This window comes from Flavobacterium sp. RSP49 (assembly GCF_003968735.1).
Lineage (GTDB): Bacteria > Bacteroidota > Bacteroidia > Flavobacteriales > Flavobacteriaceae > Flavobacterium.
Genome location: NZ_RYDN01000002.1, coordinates 186,654 through 207,485 on the forward strand (window position 1 = coordinate 186,654; position 20,832 = coordinate 207,485).

Here is a 20,832-nt window from a genome sequence, read left to right on the forward strand (position 1 = left end):
TTGAAATTTTTATTAATTACACCCAACGGGTAGATTTAAGTTTAAACTATAAATGGGAAGAATACAATTAAAAGAATATACAACGACGTCAGGTGAAGTACTATTGTATGCCGGTACTCCTGATTTTTCACAATTGGAGCTATTGTCTACTGGAGCAGGCGATATTTGGCATAGTTCTTTTGAGCAGGGCTATAAAAATGCTTTCCCTGAATTGGTCTATCAGACTGCTGTATTCTTCTGGTATTTGAATGATTTTGATGGATTAGATCAATGTGTCAGTTGGAGGATTAATCCCAATGCTTTTGCAGTTCGTAAATCAGTTTGGGACCTCACAAAAGGTTTTGATACCGATTTTGAAAATATTCAAATGCAGGCTTTAGATTTTGGATTTCGATGCAACCGTTTTTTGGGAGGAGTTCCATTATATGTAAAAAATTTATTTACAAATGCGGCTATAGAAAAGGTGATAGTTTCAAGAAGAGATCGTCATCTTTTTTTTAGAAAAAATTATAAAATAAGCCATGCCATTTTTATGATTTACAGATTAGGTTTCTTGAAAATTTCAGAATGGATTACTTTGTTCAGAGTCAAGAATACCTATAAAAAAAGGGACATAACGGCTAGAATTCCTTCTCGGGTGCTTCTTGCTATTCAAGGTAATCCTACAGTAAGTTATATTATACCTACGATATTCCGTCAAGAATACACCTTACAATTGTTAGATGATTTGTCTAATCAAAACTATAAACCGACCCAAGTTATTGTTGTAGATGCCACTCCCTTGAGCGACAGAGATGAAACGGCCTACGAACAAAAGCAGTATCCCTTTGAATTAAAAGTGATTTGGCAACAGACAAAGGGTAGTTGTAGGGCCAGAAATGAGGGGATTGCTCTATGCACGGGGGATTATATTGTTTTTGGGGATGATGATATTCGGATCCCTGCGGATTTCATCGAAAACCACATTCGGTTCTTACAAACCTATTCGGTTGGAGCCTGCAACGGACTGGATATCCGTGCGGATCACCACCAACAGAATTTAGAGGATTTGGCTCTTAAGTTGGAACAATTGAGTCGACCCCCATTTATTGCGGGCTGTACTCAAATGTTTAGCAATGCGAATTCTTGTGTCAAACGGGAGTTTGTAAATCAGTTGGTCGGTAATGATGTCAATTTTGATGGCGGTTATGGCGAAGACAGTGATTTTGGAATGTCGTTAAGTAAAATCGGAGTAACTGTTTTAGCTAATCCATCTGCTGCTAATTTACATTTAAAACCACCCAGCGGAGGCTATCGTTTTTGGGGAACTCAAGCTAAGATTGTTGGAAAAAAAAGGAAAGCACAGCCCTGGGAACTGGATGCTCCTGTGAAAAACATAAAACCGGTTCCTAGTCCAACAATTATGTATGGGATAATGAAGCATTACAGTCCTAAACAATTGAGAGAGTATAAGTATAAACATTTTACCTATTATCTATTTACGGGTTCTAAAGTTGCTTTTTTGTATCGTTTATTTCGACTTCCTTACAAGAATATTCAATTTAAGAAGTCGGTTTTTTATGCACAAAAATTGCAGAATTTAGGAATTAGACACCAATAACAATGAAATTTTCATTACTAATTTGTACGTACATGCGTGCCGAAGCTTTATTACAGCTATTAGAGTCTGTGAAAGAGCAAACAAAGTATCCTGATGAAATTATGATCATCGATGGGTCAACTAATCAAGATACATCGGTAATGATAGAGAATAATCGATTTGATCATTTAAAATATTTCGTCGTTCCACCACAACATCGTGGTCTGACTAAGCAACGCAACTACGGAATTGAAAGAGTAGCAGTTGATATAGAAATAATCTGTTTTTTAGACGATGACATTGTTTTGACGGCTACCTATTTTGAAGAACTGTTACAAACGTATAAGGTTTATCCGCAGGCTTTAGGTGTTGGCGGGTACATTATTGATGAAACTAAAACGGAATTTGTTGGTGAAAAGTATCACTCCAAAAGTGATGAATTTTATTTTGATGGATGGAAAAGAAAAGATGGCAGCCGATTCGTGTTAAGAAAAAAATTAGGATTAGACAGTGATTGTCCACCGGGTTATTCTTCCTTATATTCACACGGTCGTAGTGTGGGATTTTTGCCTCCGAGCGGTAAAACGTATGCAGTAGAAATGTTGATGGGAGGTGTTTCTTCTTTCAGAAAAAAGGTGTTTGATACGTTGCGGTTTTCTACTTATTTTGAAGGTTATGGATTGTATGAGGATGCCGACTTTTCTTTACGAGTGTCTAAGATAGGGGCATTGTACTTGAACACTGCTGCAAGATTGTATCATTATCACGATACCGCAGGAAGACCCAATCAATATCAATACGGGAAAATGGTCGTGCGAAATGGTTGGTATGTCTGGAGAACGAAAAATCCTAAGCCAACATTAGAACATCAATTAAAATGGCACACAATTACATTACTTTTGACTGGTATTCGGTTTAGCAATACCTTTACCAGCAGTAGTAAAAAAGAAGCTTTTACTGAGGCAGTAGGCAGAACCGTTGGTTGGTGGAGTTTGATGATTAATAAACCAAAAATAACCCAATGAAAACAACAGAAGCGATTTTAGAAACCAATAAAAAGCAAAAGGAATTTTATAATAACAATATCAAGCAGAATTTTTTTACTAAAATTCGGGCTAAATTTAGAAATGGCCTTCTAAACAAAACCAGAAAAAACATTGGTATTCAGGATCAAGTTTACCTGTTGCACAAAGAATGGTTTGGCGATTTGTCCAATAAAAAAGTACTTGACTTGGGCTGTTATTCAGGAAATTACTGGTCCTTGTATCTTGCCGAAAATGCCAAAGAATATTTGGGTATTGATTTGAGCGATGTGGCTATTGAAAAATTGAACGAAAGGTTGAAACCTTTACCCAATGCTAAAGCTGAAACAGTTGATTTCCTTTGCGATGACTTTACACAGAATGGATTTGATTTAATTTATGCCTACGGAGTATTGCATCATTTTGAAAACGCCAACATTTTAATTGACAAATTAAATGAAAAATTAGTTCCAAAAGGTGAAATAATAAGTTATGATCCGCTGCAAACGAGTTGGCCCATAAAAATTATAAGAAGCCTTTACCGTCCTTTTCAATCGGATGCAGCTTGAGAATGGCCATTTACAAAAAAAACATTTTACCAATACCAAAAAGCCTTTACGATCCTTGACAGACGCGGACTTTTAGGAAAATCCAAATGGAATGTATTTGTAGCTGTTTTGCCCATTTCTGAAGAAAAGAAAAAGCAACTAGGACAACAATGGCATCATCATGATTGGGGAAAATCCAGAACTTCTAATCGAGTTTTGTTCCGTTGCATGCATTTGACCATGCTAATGAGAAAGAAATAAAAGAAAGAATTACAACAATACTTTGTAAATGAACCATAAATCCAAAACAGTTCTATTTAAATGCCTTGATGTTTTGCCTAAACAATTAGGGTTTTACTTGTATCACAAATTGCAGCAGCTATTTGCCAAGGATACGATTGACTATAAGATCGAATCCACCAGGAAATCATTGGAAACTATTTCAAGAATACTTGATAAAAATGGAATCGAATTAAAAAACAAGCATGTAATAGAGTTGGGATCCGGTTGGTTGCCCATTCTTCCTTATTTGTTAAAGTATGATTCCAATGCCAAGAGGGTTGACACTTATGATATTAACAAGCATTATACATTATCTGAAATTGTAAAATTGAATGTGCTGTTTTCAAAAAATTATGGAGTACCAACAAGTACCTTTGAGGGTGTTTTTCAATTGCCAAAGGACATACGCTATTTTCCGTATACAGACATTTGTAATGGAGATTTTATAAATGCAGATCTGGTAGTGTCACGATTCGTATTGGAACATGTACCTCCAGAAAGTATCATTAAAATTCATGAAACATTCAGGGAAAAATTAAAGAGTGGGAGTTATATAGTACACCTAATTTCACCAAGTGATCATAGAGCTTACTCGGATAGTAGTCTTTCGTTGTATGATTTCCTTAAATACAGCAATGAGGAATGGGACAGCATTCAAACGAAGTTCGATTATCACAACAGACTTAGATTACCTCAGTATCTGCAACTTTTTGAGAAAAACTTTGAAATTGTTTTTCTTGAATTTGATAGCTGTAAAGAGGGAAGTGAGCAGCATAGAAAATTCAAGAAATTCAAGATTAATGAATTGTATGAAAACTATTCTGATGAGGAATTAACTGCCGGAAGTATTGCTATTTTATTAAAGGTTAGATGATAATGCGAATCAAAGTAAGGCGGGGCCGTTTTTCAGGGTAGTTATACCGTTTGTAAATCACATCTTTATGGCGTATCGAACGTATGTCATTAAGGTTAAGCTGTTTTTACCGTCACTTTGACTGATTTTCAATATTAGTACGAAAGCTTTAATGTTCAAAATTGTATGAAGATGTTTCCAAAACGTAAAGGTTTTCGATACTTCGTAATAACTTTCTATCGCAAATTTCAACTCAACTACCAATGACGTTTTATTGAAAGTAAATAATTAGGACTTACTAACTTTCTTTTTTAGCTCACTTAACTTTTATTATAAGTGGTGTTCGTTGAATCTTAGATTTGTCTTGATCAAAAAAGAAATAAAAAAATATTCATGAGTTATTATTGTTTTTTGGTATTGCTGAATCTTCGATTTCAAGTCTTCACTTCCTTGTCGGTCAAATTAGTTTTCGAGTACTAAAAGAAAAGAATTGTTCATGCGCTACTATTTTAATTTGTATTCACTAATCTTCGATTTCGCTACGCTCAAACAGCTTTTCTTTTTACGTATTCTTAAAACATTTGACACTCGACTGCGGAAGCTTAGGACAGTACCTCGGAAATAATAGCAATTTGATATATAATTGAATACAAACATAAAAAGTCATTTTTATATTGCTTTTTTAGGGTATAAATTCCACCTCGAACTGACGAATCCTTACCATAATGATATTGCGATAGACTGACAGCGGGACTGTTTGATTAATATAAATGGTTTTAGTTGAAAATAATATGCTTCGATTCAGATTAATAATTAACTTTCCATAAATTTTTTAAACGAAATCATTTTTCACCTTAACCATAACATGACTTTTTTAATCATTACCCACGTGCCGCATTCGAAAGTGAATAATTTATATTATGCGTACGCTCCCTACGTAAGAGAAATGAATGTTTGGGGCAACCATGTAACACAAGTAGTGATTGTGGCTCCTTTTTTTTTAGGTAAGGCGACAGCCATTGACAGTTCTTACCAGCATCAAAACATACACTTTATTCCTGTTCCAAGTTTTGATTTATTATCGAAACAAGCTATTTTACTTACTTTATTTAAACTTCCCGGATTGCTTTGGGCTTTATTTAAAGCCATGAAATCTGCTGATCACATTCATTTACGGTGTCCCGGAAATATTGGATTATTGGGTTGTTTTGTTCAAATTTTATTTCCGAATACTCCAAAAACAGCTAAATATGCCGGAAATTGGGATCCTGAATCCAAGCACCCTTGGACCTACGAACTGCAACGATGGATTTTAAGTAACACTTTTTTGACCCGAAACATGCAGGTTTTAGTGTATGGCGAGTGGAAGGGCAGTTCTGGAAATATTAAACCTTTTTTTACGGCTACCTATTCTGAAAAAGATAAATTGGCAGTGGTTCCAAAAGTGTTACAGGGTGTGGTCGATTTTGTTTTTGCAGGTACATTAGTCCATGGGAAGCATCCGCTGTATGCTGTTCAATTGATCGAAAATTTGCATCAAAAAGGGTATTTAGTGCGTTTGCGACTGTATGGGGAAGGAGTAGAACGTAAAGTCTTAGAGGAGTATGTTGCAGCGCATCAGCTCGAGTCCATTGTTTTTTTGAAAGGAAATCAATCCAAAGAAACCCTGCAAAAAGCCTATCAGGACAGTCATTTTATAGTGTTGCCTTCAGAGAGTGAAGGGTGGCCAAAAGTGATTGCCGAGGGTCTGTTTTGGGGTTGTGTTCCTCTGGCAACCGCTGTTTCATGTGTGCCTTTTATGCTGGATTATGGGAACAGAGGGATTTTGCTGGAAATGGATCTTGAAATAGATATTTTACAAATCGAATCGGTTTTGAGTAACCAAAGCCTTTTTGATTACAAACAAACCATAGGAGCAGAATGGTCCAGGGGCTATACGATGGATTTTTTCGAAGCGGAAATTAAAAAATTACTGGCACGTTGATGCTGAGTTTAACTCGTCTCTTTGAGTGGGTTTGCTACTATTGGGCGTAGATTAATATATAACATAAGTGATAACAACAACATGAGAATCATTCAAATTATAGATTCACTCGAGGCCGGTGGTGCGGAGCGTATGGCGATCAGTTATGCCAATGCGCTAGCGAAAAAAATTGAATTTGCAGGTTTGGTCGTTACCCGAAATGAAGGGCCACTGCTCCATCAAATTGATGCGGATGTTTCTTATTTGTATTTAAATAAAAAACACACTTTCGACTTAAGGTCAGTTTTAAAGTTGAAATCATTTGTAAAACAGAATAAAATTACAATCGCACATGCACACGGTACATCATTTTTTACTGCGGTATTACTTAAATTGACGTATCCTAAGATTAAGTTAATTTGGCACGATCATTATGGAGCAAGGGCAAATGAATCAATATGGAATAATTTGATATTATCTTTTTGTTCCTGTTTTTTCTCTTGCACATTTGTAGTAAATCATCAATTAGAAGTTTGGGCTAATAAAAATCTATTAACTAAAAAAAATTATTTTTTACCAAATTTCGCTACGTTTGATGACACCGTTTTAAAAGAAACTATTCTGAAAAGTGAAGAAGGGAAGCGAATAGTATGTATCGCAAATCTAAAACAACCTAAAAATCACATAACAATATTGCGCGCTTTTGCGGAAATGAATTTAATGGAATTGGGTTGGAGTTTGCATTTAATCGGAAAAGATTACAAGGACGACTATTCAGCTATTTTAAAGGAATTTATAAGTAAACATAATTTAGAAAATTATGTTTTTATTTATGGTTCTAAGACTGACATCAAATACATACTATCTCAAGCAACAATTGGTATTTTAACTTCTACAGCAGAGGGGTTTCCTGTAACATTATTAGAATATGGTTTGGCAAAATTATCAGTAATATCAACAAATACTGGGCATTGTCCAATGATTATCCAAGATAATTTTAGCGGTTTGTTGTTTACTCCACTAGATAGTTTTCAGCTTCAAGTTCAATTAGACAAAATGATTTCTAAGGAATCTTTAAGAATTTGTTTTGCACTACATTTGCATCAATTAGTTGTAGATAATTATTCAAAAGAAAAAGTGATCGATATTTTAATTAAGAACTATGAAAAACTATCCGATTCTAAATAGTTACAAATGAAAAACGAAGATCGATCCTATCTCTATTTAATTCTTTTCCATGTGGTGGTGGGTGCATTGGGGTATTTGTTGCCTTTTACAGCAAAAATATACGGCTATTCTATTTTTATTTTTGGAATTTATTATATCGTAAAAAAACAAAACAGAAATAACGAAGCACTGATTGCTGCGGCTTATGTGGTAGGGAGCGAAGTCTTTTTGCGAATGACCGGTGGAAATCCACTCTATGAAATTTCCAAATACGGGGTTGTACTCTTTGTTCTTATCGGGATGTATTACAGCGGTTTTTCTAAAGGAGCCATTCCGTATTGGATCTTTCTATTATTACTAATCCCCGGTGTTATTATTTCAACTTTTGTATTGAATTTTGACACGAATATTCGCAAAGCGATTGCCTTTAACCTTTCGGGTCCCGTTTGTTTGGGACTGGCTTCTTTGTACACCTTTCGGCGAAAGATTGGATTGGATCAGATGAATACAATCCTGCTGAGCATGGGTCTTCCTATTATTAGTTGTGTGGCATATCTGATTTTGTATACCCCAGATTTACAGGAAGTCATTACGGGAACCGAATCTAATTTTCAAACTTCTGGAGGGTATGGCCCCAATCAGGTGGCTACGGTTTTAGGACTGGGGATGTTTATTTTTTTTTCCAGAGTAATATTGGATTCTAAAACAAAATTCCAAATTATAATCAACCTGATCCTTGCGTTGAATATCACTTATCGGGGAATCATTACTTTCTCTCGAGGAGGAATGATTACCGGATTCTTGATGATTGTTTTGTTGCTGGCGTTCTTGTATTTTAAATCTAATTTTGGCGGAAGGGCAAAATTGAATTATATTATCGTATTCTTAGTGTTCGCAATGTTTGTCACTTGGACCTTCACCTCCTTTCAGACGGGCGGCCTTATTGACAAGCGCTATGCCAATCAAGATGCCGCAGGAAGGGCTAAAGAGAGCCAGTTTACCGGCAGGGAGGATGTGGCACTAAATGAGATCAATACGTTTTTGAAGAACCCTATTTTTGGAGTAGGGGTTGGGAAAGGGGTCGAAGTCCGGGAGGATGAAACGGGTATCAGGGTCTCATCCCACGATGAAATTACCCGGATGCTGGCCGAGCATGGGTCTTTAGGGGTCTTAGCGCTACTGATTTTGTTTTTTACGCCCTTGGTTTTGTATTTGGAAAACAAGTTCAATATGTTTTTATTGTGTTTTGTTGCCTTTTGGTTTTTAACCATTAATCATGCCGCCATGCGTACCGCTGCACCGGCCTTTGTATATTCGTTGTCCTTACTCAATGTGCAGTTGAGATCGTCCAGAAGAAAGAGTGTTGTGGAAGAAGAGTAGAGAAGAACCATAATAAAAGTGGTGCGTATTCGTTTCAATATTTTTCATGGTTTTTTTAGGGAATTCGCAGCTATTAAAAAATCACTTTGTTAAAAGTGGATGTTCTTAAAAAAAAGAGTTGCTACTATAAATTTAATTTGGAACAAAAACATTAAATTGCACTCGTACCATAAATACCTATCATGTTTTCATTTGACAAAATGCATTTTGAAATATCAGAACGAAAGATGATTCTTCGACTGTTTGATGTTCTGTTTGTTTTGACGGCTTTATATGCAACTGGAAAGGTATTTGCTTTTGATTATTTTGAAGTTTCAGCTACTAATTATTACTGGACAATCGTTTTGGCAGTATACCTCAATGTATTTGGAACTGTTTTTGAAATGTATAATCTTCAGGTAGCCAGCAACGAGTTTCAGGTGTTAAAAAGCACTCTTATTACCGTTTCAACAACTGTTTTAGTCTATTTGCTGACGCCGTTTTTTTCTCCGGAACTGCCCTCAAACCGCCTTCAAATTCTATTGTTTTTTCTGGTCGTATTCTTATCGTTGTTTGTCTGGAGGATGTTGTATGTAACCTTTTTGGCCTCTAATCGATTTTTTCAGAAAGCAATCTTGATTTGTGATCAGGAGCAGGTACAGGAGTTGATTTTAGGACTTGAAAATATCGATCCGCATTATAAAATAATTGGGTTTGTTAATCTAGATTGCAGTGAACAACAATTAGAAGAATACCATTATGTGCAGCACATCAAAAGAGAGGATTTGTTCTCTTTTGTGAATGAAAACGGAGTTTCTGAAATTGTGATTGCTTCCCAAAAAACGGAAGGAATTACAGCAGATTTGTACCAACAATTGCTTCATTTATTAGAGGCTGGGAATATTATACGGGAATATACACAGGTATATGAAAGTAAAACCCAGCGCATACCAGTGCAGTACATGTCACGGGATTTTTATCGTTTTTTTCCTTTTAGCCGAAGCAATCAGAATAAGTTGTATTTGATTGTTATGCGAATATTTGAAATAACGATTTCCTTGTCTGGGCTTGTTGTAGGCGTGTTCTTGTGTCCGCTTATTTTGTTTGGAAATGCAATAGGAAATAAAGGACCGTTGTTTTATTCACAAGAACGGATAGGCAAAGATGGGGCGGTATTTAAAATTTTAAAGTTTAGGACAATGGTTAAAAATGCCGAATCGAACGGTGCCGTTTTTACCGCTACGAATGATTCCCGAGTAACGCTGTTTGGGAAATTTCTGCGTAAAACCAGAATCGATGAGTTTCCTCAATTTATCAATATACTAAAAGGAGATATGGCCGTTATAGGTCCGCGTCCCGAGCGTCCTGTTTTTGTAAAAGAAATTGCAGAAATAATGCCTTTTTATGAAACCAGACACATCATCAAGCCAGGGCTTACTGGCTGGGCACAGGTCAATTATACGTATGGGGAAACCATTGATGATAGTCTGATCAAGCTGCAGTATGACTTGTATTATATCAAGCACCGCAGCATCTACCTGGATTTGAACATTGCTTTCAAGACCATCACCACGGTGTTGTTTTATCGAGGACAGTAGCTAGTATCAGACACGTTTTTTAATGTGTCGTTTTGCGGTGCAAAATGCTACAAAAAAGGAGAGTTTCTTGAAAATTTGTTGCTTGCAGGTCTCTTTAAAACTGCACCGAAAGAGTAAATTGACAGCGAGTAATTTTCTTGTATAACACATACTTCCGTCAGATGTTTTTTTATTTATAGGTTTTTATCATTTATCTTTGCCGAGTTAAAACTGTATACGTAACCGACTAATTAGATCCTGTCAAATGAGAATATTATTTTTATTTTGTTTTTTAGCAGTGCCCATGCTGCTGTTTTCTCAAAAAAATATTACTAATACAGATACTGCCAGTAAATACCAAAGTGCGTCAGATACGGTCAATAAACAAAAAGAACAAAAAGTGGCTACTGTTGATATGTATCGGTTCATCACTTTAGAACGGGATACCACTTACATTGACACGTCTCTCAATATTCAAAAAGAATACAGCCACAACTATTTGCGAAAAGACATTTTTGGACTTTTACCTTTTGCAAATGATGGACAAACATACAATACCTTACAATACGGTTTGACGGATGTAGTTGTATTTCCCGAATTTGGTTTTAAAGCAAAGCATTTTAATTTTTTGGAGGCAAACCAAATCCGTTACAGCTCTGTAGCAACTCCTGTTACCGAATTATATTTTAAAACAACCGTACAAAAGGGGCAGTCAGTAGATGCCTTTATTACCCTGAACACCTCAAAAAATTTAAATTTTTCGATAGCCTACAGAGGACTACGTTCAGAAGGAGAATACATCAATCAGCTCTCAAGTACAGGAAATTTCAGGTTCACCACCAGTTACAACACTAAAAATAAACGGTATTTTGCTAATGCACATTATACCTATCAAGATATTTTAAATGAAGAAAACGGTGGAATTACGACTATTAATGATTTTGAAAGTGGTGATCCAAACTACGATAACAGACAAAGATTTGAAGTGTATCTTAATGACGCCAAATCATTTCTGAAAGGAAAAAGAATTTTTGTGGATCACAATTTTAGAATTAACACAAAAAAAGGAGACAATAACGCGTATCTCGCGCATCAGTTTAATTACGAAAATAAGTTCTTTGAATACAATCAGGCCACAGTAGCATCTGCCGTAGGAGGGGCAATAGTTGACCGGTTTGGGGACTCTTTTGCAAACAGCGGGATCAATGATCAAACGCGTTACAACAAGATGTACAATAGAATTGGTTTGATTTATGAAAATACAACATTGGGTAAATTTCAGTTTTTTGCTGACGATTTCAGATCTAATTACTATTACAATCAGATCCTAATATTTGATGCGAAAACAGTCCCAAGTTCCTTGAGCCAGAACATCAATAGTGCCGGAGGACAATATGAATACCGAAAAAATAAATGGAACGGTATTTTTTCTTATTCCAGATCCATTACCAACCAGTCGCTTTCAAATTTAGATGCTAAATTGAAGTATGAGCTCACTGATGAAATTCAATTTGCATTTCAGTATCAAAATATAAACAAACTACCCAATAACAATTACAATCTGCACCAGAGCAGTTACGTGCAGTACAACTGGTCTAATGATTTTAAGAATGAAAAAATAAATACAATAAAAGCTAATGCCATTTCTCCTTGGCTAGATGCGGAATTGCAGTTTTCAGTTTTGAATGATCATTTGTATTTTACCGATGCGTCAACTGCGCAGCAAAAAACAGATAACACACAAATTGTTGCGCCGGCACAATACAATAGCACAATAAATTATGTATCGATCAAAATCAGCAGAGAATTAAAATTTGGAAAATTTGCGTTAGATAATACAGTTTTATATCAAAAAACAGAACAACAAGATGCCATCTTGAACGTGCCTGAAATTGTAACGCGAAATACGTTTTACTACTCGAATTTTTTGTTTAAAAAAGCCTTATTTCTGCAAACAGGGATTTCACTCAATTACTTTTCCAGTTATTATGCCAATGAATACAATCCGGTCATAGGAGAATTTTTTGTGCAAAAAAACAAACAAATTGGCAATCATCCTAACCTTGATTTTTTTATCAATGCAAAAATTCAAAGAACAAGGATCTATTTGAAAGCGGAACATTTTAATTCGGCACTCACCGGCAATGATTTTTATGCCTCCCCCAATAATCCATCGCGTGATTTTACGATCCGATTTGGTTTAATTTGGAACTTCTTTAATTAATAGCTCTTTAAAATTTCAATTTTTTTAAGTCATTTTTTTTGGGCGTTTTATCGCGCTATCCGCTATATCTTTCCTTGCTTGGCGGCAAGCAAGGAAAGGATGTCGCTATTATCACGAACGCAAAATTCCGTAAACAAGAATAATTTATAACAAAATACTATCTTTGTAGCAGTATTTACAACAAATTACAATCTTAAATTTATTATACAATGCGCTACGCAGAAAATATATTAGGTACCATAGGCAACACCCCATTAGTGAAACTCAATAAAGTAACTGCCGAAGTAGAGGCCTTAGTACTTGCTAAGGTAGAAACGTTCAATCCAGGAAATTCCGTAAAAGACAGAATGGCTGTAAAAATGATTGCAGATGCGGAGGCTGATGGCCGTTTACAGCCAGGCGGAACTATTATTGAAGGAACTTCCGGGAATACAGGAATGGGATTAGCATTAGTCGCCATTATAAAAGGATACAAACTAATTTGCGTAATTTCAGACAAACAGTCTAAAGAAAAAATGGATATTCTTCGTGCCGTAGGCGCTAAAGTTGTGGTGTGTCCTACGGATGTAGAACCTACGGATCCAAGGTCGTATTATTCGGTTTCTAAACGATTGGCCAAAGAAACGCCTAATTCCTGGTATGTGAATCAATACGACAACCCTTCAAATGCTATCGCGCATTACGAGCAAACGGGACCAGAAATTTGGGAGCAAACAAGCGGTAAAATTACTCATTTTGTATCGGGGGTAGGCACTGGAGGAACTATTTCCGGAGTTGGGAAATATTTGAAAGAGAAAAATCCAACCATTAAAATTTGGGGAATCGATACCTATGGTTCTGTATTTAAAAAATACCATGAAACAGGAATTTTTGATGAAAATGAAATCTATTCGTATATCACAGAAGGGATTGGTGAGGACATATTGCCCATGAATGTAGACTTTTCTTTGATTGACGGATTTACAAAAGTAACGGATAAAGATGCGGCGGTTTATACCCGTAAAATTGCACTTGAAGAAGGAATATTTGTAGGGAATTCTGCTGGTGCGGCGATCAAAGGATTGTTGCAACTCAAAGAACATTTTAAACCGGAAGATGTAGTTGTGGTTCTTTTTCATGATTCAGGAAGCCGTTATGTAGGTAAAATGTTCAATGACGACTGGATGCGGGAACGCGGTTTTCTAGAAGAAGAAATCACTAAGGCGGAGGATGTAATAAAAGATCATATCGACAAACCATTGATTGTGGTGCGTACCGAAGAATTAGTTTCGCACGCCATAGAAAGAATGCGTAAGTACAAGATATCTCAAATTCCTGTCATTGATACCACCGGATTTGTAGGCTCTGTTGATGAAAGTGATTTGTTTCAAAGTTACGTAGCCGACAAAAATGTAGCTGATAAACCGATTAAAGATGTAATGGGAAAACCTTTTCCAATAGTGAAACACGGAACTCCTATTGAAGAAGTTTCTCGATTATTCACGAAAGAGAATGAAGCCGTTTTGATTGAATTAGAGAATGGGAATCACCATATTATAACTAAATATGATATTATTGGGTCGATAAAATAAGATTAAAACTGGATTTTATTTCCTAATTATACTCCAACAAGAATCAAAAAATCTGCAAGGTTTTTTGGTTTAATTACTTTGTTGCTGTAAGATTTTTGGAATCTAAAAGTTTGGAAGAACATCTAAAAAAAAGGTAACAAATACATTGAACTTCTATAATTGACAGTATTTTTGTAAATCTGAAATCAAATATCGTTAACCCTAAATCTGAAATCAAATTGACCTTCACCGCTATAGACTTTGAAACAGCAACCGCATACCATCCGTGTTCTGTAGGAATTGTAACCGTAGAAAATGGAATAATTACAGATGAGTTTGTTAGTTTAATCAAACCGCCAAATAATTTATATTCTCCTTTTACCATTCAAGTGCATGGGATTTATCCGCGGGATACCATGAATGCTAAGTCATTTGCTCAGGTATATCCTGAAATTAAAAAACGGTTGCAAAACAGGATGGTTGTAGCTCACAATGAAAGTTTTGACCGGAATGTTTTGGCAAAATCAATGGCTCTTTATAATTTAGAGTATGCGGATTTGAATATTGCCTCTCGTTGGGAATGTACCGTAAAAATATACAAAGCCAAAGGATTGAAACCAACTAAATTGAGCGATTGTTGCCGGGAAATGAATATCGCTTTGAATCATCACGAAGCGTTATCTGATGCCCGGGCTTGTGCCAAATTGTATTTGTTGAAATAAAAACATCCTATTTTGCCAAAATAATATTTGGAGTTTTAAAGAAATTTCTGATTTTTTTTGTTTTAGATAATTTGCTATTTCTTTTTTTACTACATTAGTCTTCAATCTAATATTTTCAATATGAAAGAAGATTTCCTCCATTACCTGTGGAAATTCAAGAAATTTGATACTTTGAATTTGAAAACTTTCAATGGAGAGGAAATCACAATTGTTACTGTGGGCCAATATCTTGAACTGGCCGGTCCTGATTTTTTTAATGCACAAATAACGATTGCAAATCAAAAATGGGCAGGAAATGTCGAAATTCATCTTAAATCGTCAGACTGGTATGTGCATCATCATGAACAGGATTCAGGATATGAAAACGTTATTTTACATGTAGTTTGGGAGCATGATACGGAAGTGTTTAGAAGCAATAACAGCGAAATTCCGGTTTTGGAACTTAAAAAATATGTGGATAAGGCCACCCTTGAAAATTACCAATCTTTAATGGCTCCCAAATCATGGATTTTTTGCGAAAAGCAAATTAATAAAATTGATGGATTTGTCTTTAAAAATTGGCAGGAACGTTTGTTTTTTGAACGTTTGGAAAGAAAAGCAAAATCTATATTTGATTTGTTAGAACAAACCAATCACGATTGGGAAGCAGTGTTGTTTTGCCTTTTGGCTAAAAATTTTGGATTAAATACCAATGGAGAACTCTTTTTTAATATGGCACAAAACATTCCTTTTTCGGTGCTTAGAAAAGAAAGTTTTGAAATTGAGAATCTGGAAGCATTAATTTTTGGAACCGCAGGGTTATTGGATTCTGATAAGGAGGATACTTATTTCAAAGATTTAAAATTTAGGTATTTTTACTTGACACATAAATACCAATTGGAGCAAGGTGGCCAGGCACCAGTCCAGTTTTTTAAGCATCGCCCCGATAATTTTCCTACGATACGTCTTTCTCAATTCGCAAATTTATACCACAGTCAGGTGCATTTATTTTCAAAAATAAGTGTTTTGAATTCATTAAAAAGTAGTTACGACCTGTTTCAGGTTTCGGCTTCTGAATATTGGTTGAATCATTACCAATTTGATAAAGAAAGTCCAAAGAAAAGGAAATCGCTTTCTAAATCTTTCATCGATTTGATCGTCATAAATACCATAATTCCGTTACAATTTGCTTTTGCTAAAAGTCAGGGAAAAGAAATTTCAGAGGACTTAATTCGTCTGTTAGAAGAAGTTTCTCCGGAGAAAAATGCCATTATAGATAAATTCAAGTCTTTTGGGGTTCTCGCTGCAAGTGCTTTTGATACCCAATCATTACTGCAACTAAAAATGGAGTATTGCAACGCCGGTAAATGCTTAGAATGTGCCGTAGGAATGGAATTGTTGAAAAAAAATTAATTCAATTATTTTTGGATTTGTTTACTGGAGAATGTTGTAAATTTGCTTTTTAAATATGCGATTGACGAATTTAATACACTAACTGAAAAATGTCAGCAGTAATTAAGCTTAAGTTCTTTTTTGAGAAACACGGTTTTCATGTTTCCTCCCGCTTAGCAGATACCTTAGGAATGCGTGCCAGTAGCGTCCGACTATTTTTTATTTACTTGTCATTTGTTACAGCCGGCTTGTGGTTTGCCGTGTATTTAACTTTGGCTTTTTGGATGCGGTTGAAAGATTTAATTCGTGCAAAACGCACGTCGGTTTTTGATTTGTAAAAAAGTTAAATAAAAAAAAGGGATTCTAAAATAGTTTAACTATTCTAGAATCCCTTTTTTTGGATGCTATAATTTATTTATCCGGATTGTTTAGTTTGCTTTTTTTCTTACCGTAGGCAAAATAGATAGCAACTCCAATAATCATCCAAATGGCAAGTCTTTCCCAACTTTCAATAGGTAATCCAGCCATCAAGATTAGACAGATGATAACTCCTAGAATTGGAAATACTGGTACAAATGGCACTCTAAAACCTCTTACTGCATCGGGATTAGTTTTTCTCATTACAACAACTCCAATACATACAAGAGCAAACGCAAATAATGTTCCTATACTTACCATATGACCTAAGTCTGACACAGGAACAAATCCTGCAAACATACTAACAAAAACCATGAAAAGTAGGTTTGTTTTGTATGGTGTTCTATTTGTAGCATGTAATGTACTAAAAAATTTAGGTAATAATCCGTCGATACTCATACTGTAGAAAACCCTACTTTGCCCCATCAACATCACTAACATTACAGAGGTATATCCTGCAATAATCGCAATTGTTAATGCTGAATTTAAGAATGTATAACCTGTCTTAGCAAACGCTGTAGTGACAGGGCTTGCGTCACCTTTAAAGTTAAGGTAGTTTTCTAAACCAGTTAAAACAAAAGCAAATAGAACATATAAAACGGTACAAATTATGAGCGACCCTAATATACCAATTGGCATACCTTTTTGTGGATCTTTTGCCTCTTGTGCAGCTGTAGAAACAGCGTCAAATCCTATAAATGCAAAAAACACAACTCCTGCACCTCTTAGAATACCACTCCAACCGTAATGACCAAAGTAATCGCTACTAAAGAAATTTAAAAATGTCATCTTTCCTGAGCTTAAAAGGGCTTCGCCTTCATTTACAGGGATAAATGGAGTGTGATTCGCTCCATCGATAAAACCCCATCCGATACCTATGAATACAATAACAACAGTTACTTTTAAAATAACCAAAATATTGTTTAATAAAGCTGATTCTTTTGTGCCTCTAATCAATAGTAGAGAAAGGGCACAGATAATTAATATGGCGGGTAAATTAATGAATCCTGGTTTCTGATCCCATGGTCCATGGAGTATCTCCTGGGGAATATGGAGTCCATAATTGGCGAGGAATTTATCTACATATTGAGACCAACTCACTGCTACTGTTGCGGCTCCAAGAGCATATTCAAGCACTAAATCCCATCCAATAATCCAAGCAACAAATTCTCCCATTGTTGCATAAGAATAGGTGTAAGCACTTCCTGCTACTGGGATCATAGAGGCAAATTCAGCGTAGCACAATCCAGCAAAGGCACAACCTATCCCTGCTAAGACGAAGGATAGCGTTACTGCGGGTCCTGCATTATCTGCGGCTGCGATTCCTGTTAAAGAAAATAATCCTGCTCCGATAATTGCTCCAACTCCTAGCGCTACTAATGAACGTGAAGACAAAGTTCTTTTTAATCCTTTTTCAGATTCTGATGCTTCATTTAGCAATACCGAAAGGGGTTTAGTTTTCCAAATTGACATGGGTTATATGGTTTTGTTTGTTATTAAGCTCCAAATGTATTGTTTTTTATAAAAAATAAAAACAATAATTGAATTTTAAGTTGTAAAAAATGATTTGTCGTCTTTTTTAATATTGATTCCCGGTGAAATTATTTTGTCAAATAGGCTTGTAGCGTGCATTAATTTGTTTTTGAAAAAAAATCTACAGAAAGCGAACGGTCTTGATTTAATTTATAAATTTAGAATTATTTTTAATGCTAGCAAATCGATACGTACCCCATGAGTTTTAAAACGATTCTAACTTATTTTAAGTTTACTAAGGAGCAGCGAACCGGTATTTTCTTTTTGTTTGTGATTAGTGTAGTCCTGCAGCTGGTTTATTTTTTTGTTGATTTTAGAGCGGTATCTAAAGTGTATCCTGAAAAACAAAAATGGCTTTCTCTTCAAACTGCAATGGATTCCCTTACAAAGGAAACTGTAAATAAAAAGTCCAAGGTGTATCTCTTTAATCCCAATTTTATCACAGATTATAAAGGATATAGATTAGGGATGTCTCTTCAGGAAATTGATCGTTTGCTCGCTTTTAGGAAACAAAACAAATATGTAAATTCTCCTGAGGAGTTTCAAAACGTGACTAAAGTTTCAGACTCATTGTTAAATGTGCTAGCGCCTTATTTTAAATTCCCGGATTGGGTGCTTTCTAAAAGCCAGAAAACTAAATTTATAACTTATAAAAAGTATTCAAATCCAGCTTTGGCCAAAAAAGAAAAAATAGTAGTCATTGATATCAATAGGGCAACAAAAGAAGATTTGGTAAAAATTTATGGAATAGGTGAGGCCATTTCTATTCGCATTTTAAAACAAAAAGAAACGTTGGGCGGATTTGTTTCTATGGATCAAATGCAGGATATTTGGGGGTTGTCGCCAGAAGTAATTGAGAATTTGAATACTCATTTTGAAGTTTTGGCGCTGCCTCAATTTAAAAAAATCAAGGTCAATACCGCTTCTTTAAAGGAGCTTTCTCAGTTTTATTATTTTAGGTATGCGCTAGCCAGAGAAATTATAACCTATAGAAGCATGAAGGGGGATTTTAATAATATTGAGGATTTAATAAAAATTAAGGGATTTCCTGTTGATAAAGCAAAAACAATTGACTTATATTTGGACTTTAATTAGAAGAGTCAGATTTTAAGCTCCGGATAAGAGGATTGTATTACTTTTTAAAATAAAGGTGTTACTTTTTTATTAAAGGATTATTTTTAAATGTTTAAAAACGAAATTTGAAATAGCACGACTTTATTATGTTTCAACTAATACTATTTGTTAAAAAAAAAGATACTATATGAATTCAATTTATTTTACGGAAGAACACCATGCATTTAGAGAAAGTTTAAAAGATTTTCTGCAGAAAGAAGTTGTTCCGCATATCGAAAAGTGGGAAAAAACGGGTACAATAGAACGTTTTATTTGGGAAAAATTTGGCGAGATGGGGTACTTTGGTATTGCCTACCCAGAGGCTTATGGCGGTCTGAATCTCGATTTATTTTATACTGTTATTTTTCTCGAAGAATTGCAAAAAATTAAGTCATCAGGTTTTGCTGCTGCCATGTGGGCTCATGGGTATTTAGCGATGACCCATTTGAATGCCGAGGGTGACGAAAGGATAAAGCAAGACTACTTAGTGCCAAGTATCGCCGGAAAGAAAATAGGAGCTTTATGTATTTCAGAGCCTTTTGGGGGTAGTGATGTTGCGGGGATGCGCACTAATGCCGTGAAAAAAGGAGATAAATATATTATTAATGGTTCCAAAACATTTATAACAAACGGTGTTTATGCCGATTATTATATTGTTGCAGCAAAAACTAATCCTGAACTTGGAAATAAAGGGATAAGCATCTTTTTGATGGATACTGGTTTAAAAGGTATATCGGCTGTCAAACTAGATAAATTAGGTTGGAGAGCATCTGATACGGCTGAAATCGCTTTTGACAACGTAGAGATCCCAGCAGAAAACTTAATGGGAGAAGAGGGGAAAGGATTTCCTTACATCATGCAGCATTTTGCTTTAGAGCGTTTAATCATGGCGATAAATGCACATGCGAGAGCTGAATATGCAATAGATTATACAATAGTTTATATGTCGCAAAGAGAGGCATTTGGAAAAAAAATAAGTAAGTTTCAAGCACTAAGACACACGCTTGTTGAGCATGCAACAGAGGTAGAACATTGTAAGGTGTTTAACTATGCTGCTGTCGCTCGTTTAGACAAAGGGGAATACGTCGTAAAGGAAGCCACTATGGCTAAGCTGAAATCTACAAAAGTTGCAGATGAGACTATTTATAGTTGTTTGCAAATGTTAGGTGGTTATGGCTATATGGAGGAGTATCCATTAGCACGTTTGTTTAGGGACAGTCGTTTAGGACCAATAGGCGGGGGAACTTCAGAAATTCTGAAAGAGATTTTAGGAAAATTAATCATTGATAATCAGAATTATGTACCAGCGGTAAAGTAGTTTAGACTTTGATTAGGCAGTTTCTGGAGCGAATAAGTTTTTCGTAACGGGATGCTTTAGATTCAATAAAGTGAGTATTTTATAAAAAGAAGAGTCGATTTGTGTATTGACTCTTTTTTTTATGTCAAGAATGGTGCTGCGAATTTAACTCCCGATACCGCCTTTACTTTGTATTAGATAAAAAACACTAAATTTATTCAAAGGAAAACAGAGGTGAACTATCAATTCCGCTAA

General features: G+C 35.4%; 16 protein-coding genes. 15 read left to right on the forward strand and 1 reads right to left on the reverse strand.

Annotation, left to right across the window (positions count from 1 at the left end; genetic code table 11):
* The first annotated feature begins 52 nt into the window (after positions 1 to 52).
* The 13 genes from EKM02_RS02475 (at position 53) to EKM02_RS02535 (ending at position 16,555) form a co-directional block, all read left to right on the forward strand.
* Positions 53 to 1,600: a glycosyltransferase family 2 protein gene (locus EKM02_RS02475; RefSeq protein WP_234423140.1), complete on the forward strand. Its 1,548-nt coding sequence runs from the start codon at positions 53 to 55 to the stop codon at positions 1,598 to 1,600.
* Between the two features lie 2 nt (positions 1,601 to 1,602).
* Positions 1,603 to 2,604 carry a glycosyltransferase family 2 protein gene (locus EKM02_RS02480; protein ID WP_126451883.1) on the forward strand — a complete coding sequence of 334 codons (1,002 nt, stop codon included), beginning with the start codon at positions 1,603 to 1,605 and terminating at the stop codon, positions 2,602 to 2,604.
* Positions 2,601 to 3,170: a class I SAM-dependent methyltransferase gene (locus EKM02_RS02485; protein ID WP_234423141.1), complete on the forward strand. Its 570-nt coding sequence runs from the start codon at positions 2,601 to 2,603 to the stop codon at positions 3,168 to 3,170. The genes EKM02_RS02480 and EKM02_RS02485 overlap by 4 nt, the downstream gene beginning before the upstream one ends.
* A 268-nt stretch (positions 3,171 to 3,438) precedes the next feature.
* Positions 3,439 to 4,305 carry a hypothetical protein gene (locus EKM02_RS02490; RefSeq protein WP_126451884.1) on the forward strand — a complete coding sequence of 289 codons (867 nt, stop codon included), beginning with the start codon at positions 3,439 to 3,441 and terminating at the stop codon, positions 4,303 to 4,305.
* Positions 4,306 to 5,149: 844 nt separating this feature from the next.
* The gene (locus EKM02_RS02495) at positions 5,150 to 6,268 is read left to right on the forward strand and encodes a glycosyltransferase (RefSeq protein ID WP_126451885.1); all 1,119 of its coding nucleotides are present in this window, start codon (positions 5,150 to 5,152) and stop codon (positions 6,266 to 6,268) included.
* 81 nt (positions 6,269 to 6,349) lie between these two features.
* Entirely contained in the window at positions 6,350 to 7,435 is a 1,086-nt protein-coding gene (locus tag EKM02_RS02500; protein ID WP_126451886.1) for a glycosyltransferase, read from the forward strand.
* Positions 7,436 to 7,441: 6 nt separating this feature from the next.
* Entirely contained in the window at positions 7,442 to 8,794 is a 1,353-nt protein-coding gene (locus tag EKM02_RS02505) for an O-antigen ligase family protein (RefSeq protein WP_126451887.1), read from the forward strand.
* A gap of 182 nt (positions 8,795 to 8,976) precedes the next feature.
* On the forward strand, positions 8,977 to 10,371 hold the full coding sequence (locus EKM02_RS02510) for an exopolysaccharide biosynthesis polyprenyl glycosylphosphotransferase (RefSeq protein WP_126451888.1): 1,395 nt from the start codon (positions 8,977 to 8,979) through the stop codon (positions 10,369 to 10,371).
* Between the two features lie 244 nt (positions 10,372 to 10,615).
* Complete coding sequence (locus EKM02_RS02515; RefSeq protein WP_126451889.1) at positions 10,616 to 12,574, forward strand: putative porin; 1,959 nt, start codon at positions 10,616 to 10,618, stop codon at positions 12,572 to 12,574.
* A gap of 209 nt (positions 12,575 to 12,783) precedes the next feature.
* On the forward strand, positions 12,784 to 14,145 hold the full coding sequence (locus EKM02_RS02520; protein WP_126451890.1) for a pyridoxal-phosphate dependent enzyme: 1,362 nt from the start codon (positions 12,784 to 12,786) through the stop codon (positions 14,143 to 14,145).
* 218 nt (positions 14,146 to 14,363) lie between these two features.
* Positions 14,364 to 14,846 (forward strand): 3'-5' exonuclease, encoded by a 483-nt coding sequence (locus tag EKM02_RS02525; protein ID WP_126451891.1) that lies wholly within the window; start codon positions 14,364 to 14,366, stop codon positions 14,844 to 14,846.
* A gap of 120 nt (positions 14,847 to 14,966) precedes the next feature.
* On the forward strand, positions 14,967 to 16,238 hold the full coding sequence (locus tag EKM02_RS02530; protein ID WP_126451892.1) for a DUF2851 family protein: 1,272 nt from the start codon (positions 14,967 to 14,969) through the stop codon (positions 16,236 to 16,238).
* 89 nt (positions 16,239 to 16,327) lie between these two features.
* Entirely contained in the window at positions 16,328 to 16,555 is a 228-nt protein-coding gene (locus EKM02_RS02535; RefSeq protein WP_126451893.1) for a PspC domain-containing protein, read from the forward strand.
* 73 nt (positions 16,556 to 16,628) lie between these two features.
* Here EKM02_RS02535 and EKM02_RS02540 read toward each other — a convergent pair whose 3' ends face one another.
* Positions 16,629 to 18,107, reverse strand: a complete 1,479-nt coding sequence (locus EKM02_RS02540; protein ID WP_126451894.1) for an amino acid permease — start codon at positions 18,105 to 18,107, stop codon at positions 16,629 to 16,631.
* 258 nt (positions 18,108 to 18,365) lie between these two features.
* Between EKM02_RS02540 and EKM02_RS02545 the strand changes: the two genes are divergently transcribed.
* Both EKM02_RS02545 and EKM02_RS02550 read left to right on the forward strand, forming a co-directional pair.
* Positions 18,366 to 19,262, forward strand: a complete 897-nt coding sequence (locus tag EKM02_RS02545) for a ComEA family DNA-binding protein (protein ID WP_126451895.1) — start codon at positions 18,366 to 18,368, stop codon at positions 19,260 to 19,262.
* A 166-nt stretch (positions 19,263 to 19,428) separates the two neighbouring features.
* Positions 19,429 to 20,598: an acyl-CoA dehydrogenase family protein gene (locus EKM02_RS02550; protein WP_126451896.1), complete on the forward strand. Its 1,170-nt coding sequence runs from the start codon at positions 19,429 to 19,431 to the stop codon at positions 20,596 to 20,598.
* Positions 20,599 to 20,832 lie beyond the last annotated feature (234 nt).

Coding starts and splice junctions, on each gene's coding strand:
- EKM02_RS02475 (WP_234423140.1), top strand. CDS start 53: ATGGGAAGAATACAATTAAAAGAATATACAACGACGTCAGGTGAAGTA.
- EKM02_RS02480 (WP_126451883.1), top strand. CDS start 1,603: ATGAAATTTTCATTACTAATTTGTACGTACATGCGTGCCGAAGCTTTA.
- EKM02_RS02485 (WP_234423141.1), top strand. CDS start 2,601: ATGAAAACAACAGAAGCGATTTTAGAAACCAATAAAAAGCAAAAGGAA.
- EKM02_RS02490 (WP_126451884.1), top strand. CDS start 3,439: ATGAACCATAAATCCAAAACAGTTCTATTTAAATGCCTTGATGTTTTG.
- EKM02_RS02495 (WP_126451885.1), top strand. CDS start 5,150: ATGACTTTTTTAATCATTACCCACGTGCCGCATTCGAAAGTGAATAAT.
- EKM02_RS02500 (WP_126451886.1), top strand. CDS start 6,350: ATGAGAATCATTCAAATTATAGATTCACTCGAGGCCGGTGGTGCGGAG.
- EKM02_RS02505 (WP_126451887.1), top strand. CDS start 7,442: ATGAAAAACGAAGATCGATCCTATCTCTATTTAATTCTTTTCCATGTG.
- EKM02_RS02510 (WP_126451888.1), top strand. CDS start 8,977: ATGTTTTCATTTGACAAAATGCATTTTGAAATATCAGAACGAAAGATG.
- EKM02_RS02515 (WP_126451889.1), top strand. CDS start 10,616: ATGAGAATATTATTTTTATTTTGTTTTTTAGCAGTGCCCATGCTGCTG.
- EKM02_RS02520 (WP_126451890.1), top strand. CDS start 12,784: ATGCGCTACGCAGAAAATATATTAGGTACCATAGGCAACACCCCATTA.
- EKM02_RS02530 (WP_126451892.1), top strand. CDS start 14,967: ATGAAAGAAGATTTCCTCCATTACCTGTGGAAATTCAAGAAATTTGAT.
- EKM02_RS02535 (WP_126451893.1), top strand. CDS start 16,328: ATGTCAGCAGTAATTAAGCTTAAGTTCTTTTTTGAGAAACACGGTTTT.
- EKM02_RS02540 (WP_126451894.1), bottom strand. CDS start 18,107: ATGTCAATTTGGAAAACTAAACCCCTTTCGGTATTGCTAAATGAAGCA.
- EKM02_RS02545 (WP_126451895.1), top strand. CDS start 18,366: ATGAGTTTTAAAACGATTCTAACTTATTTTAAGTTTACTAAGGAGCAG.
- EKM02_RS02550 (WP_126451896.1), top strand. CDS start 19,429: ATGAATTCAATTTATTTTACGGAAGAACACCATGCATTTAGAGAAAGT.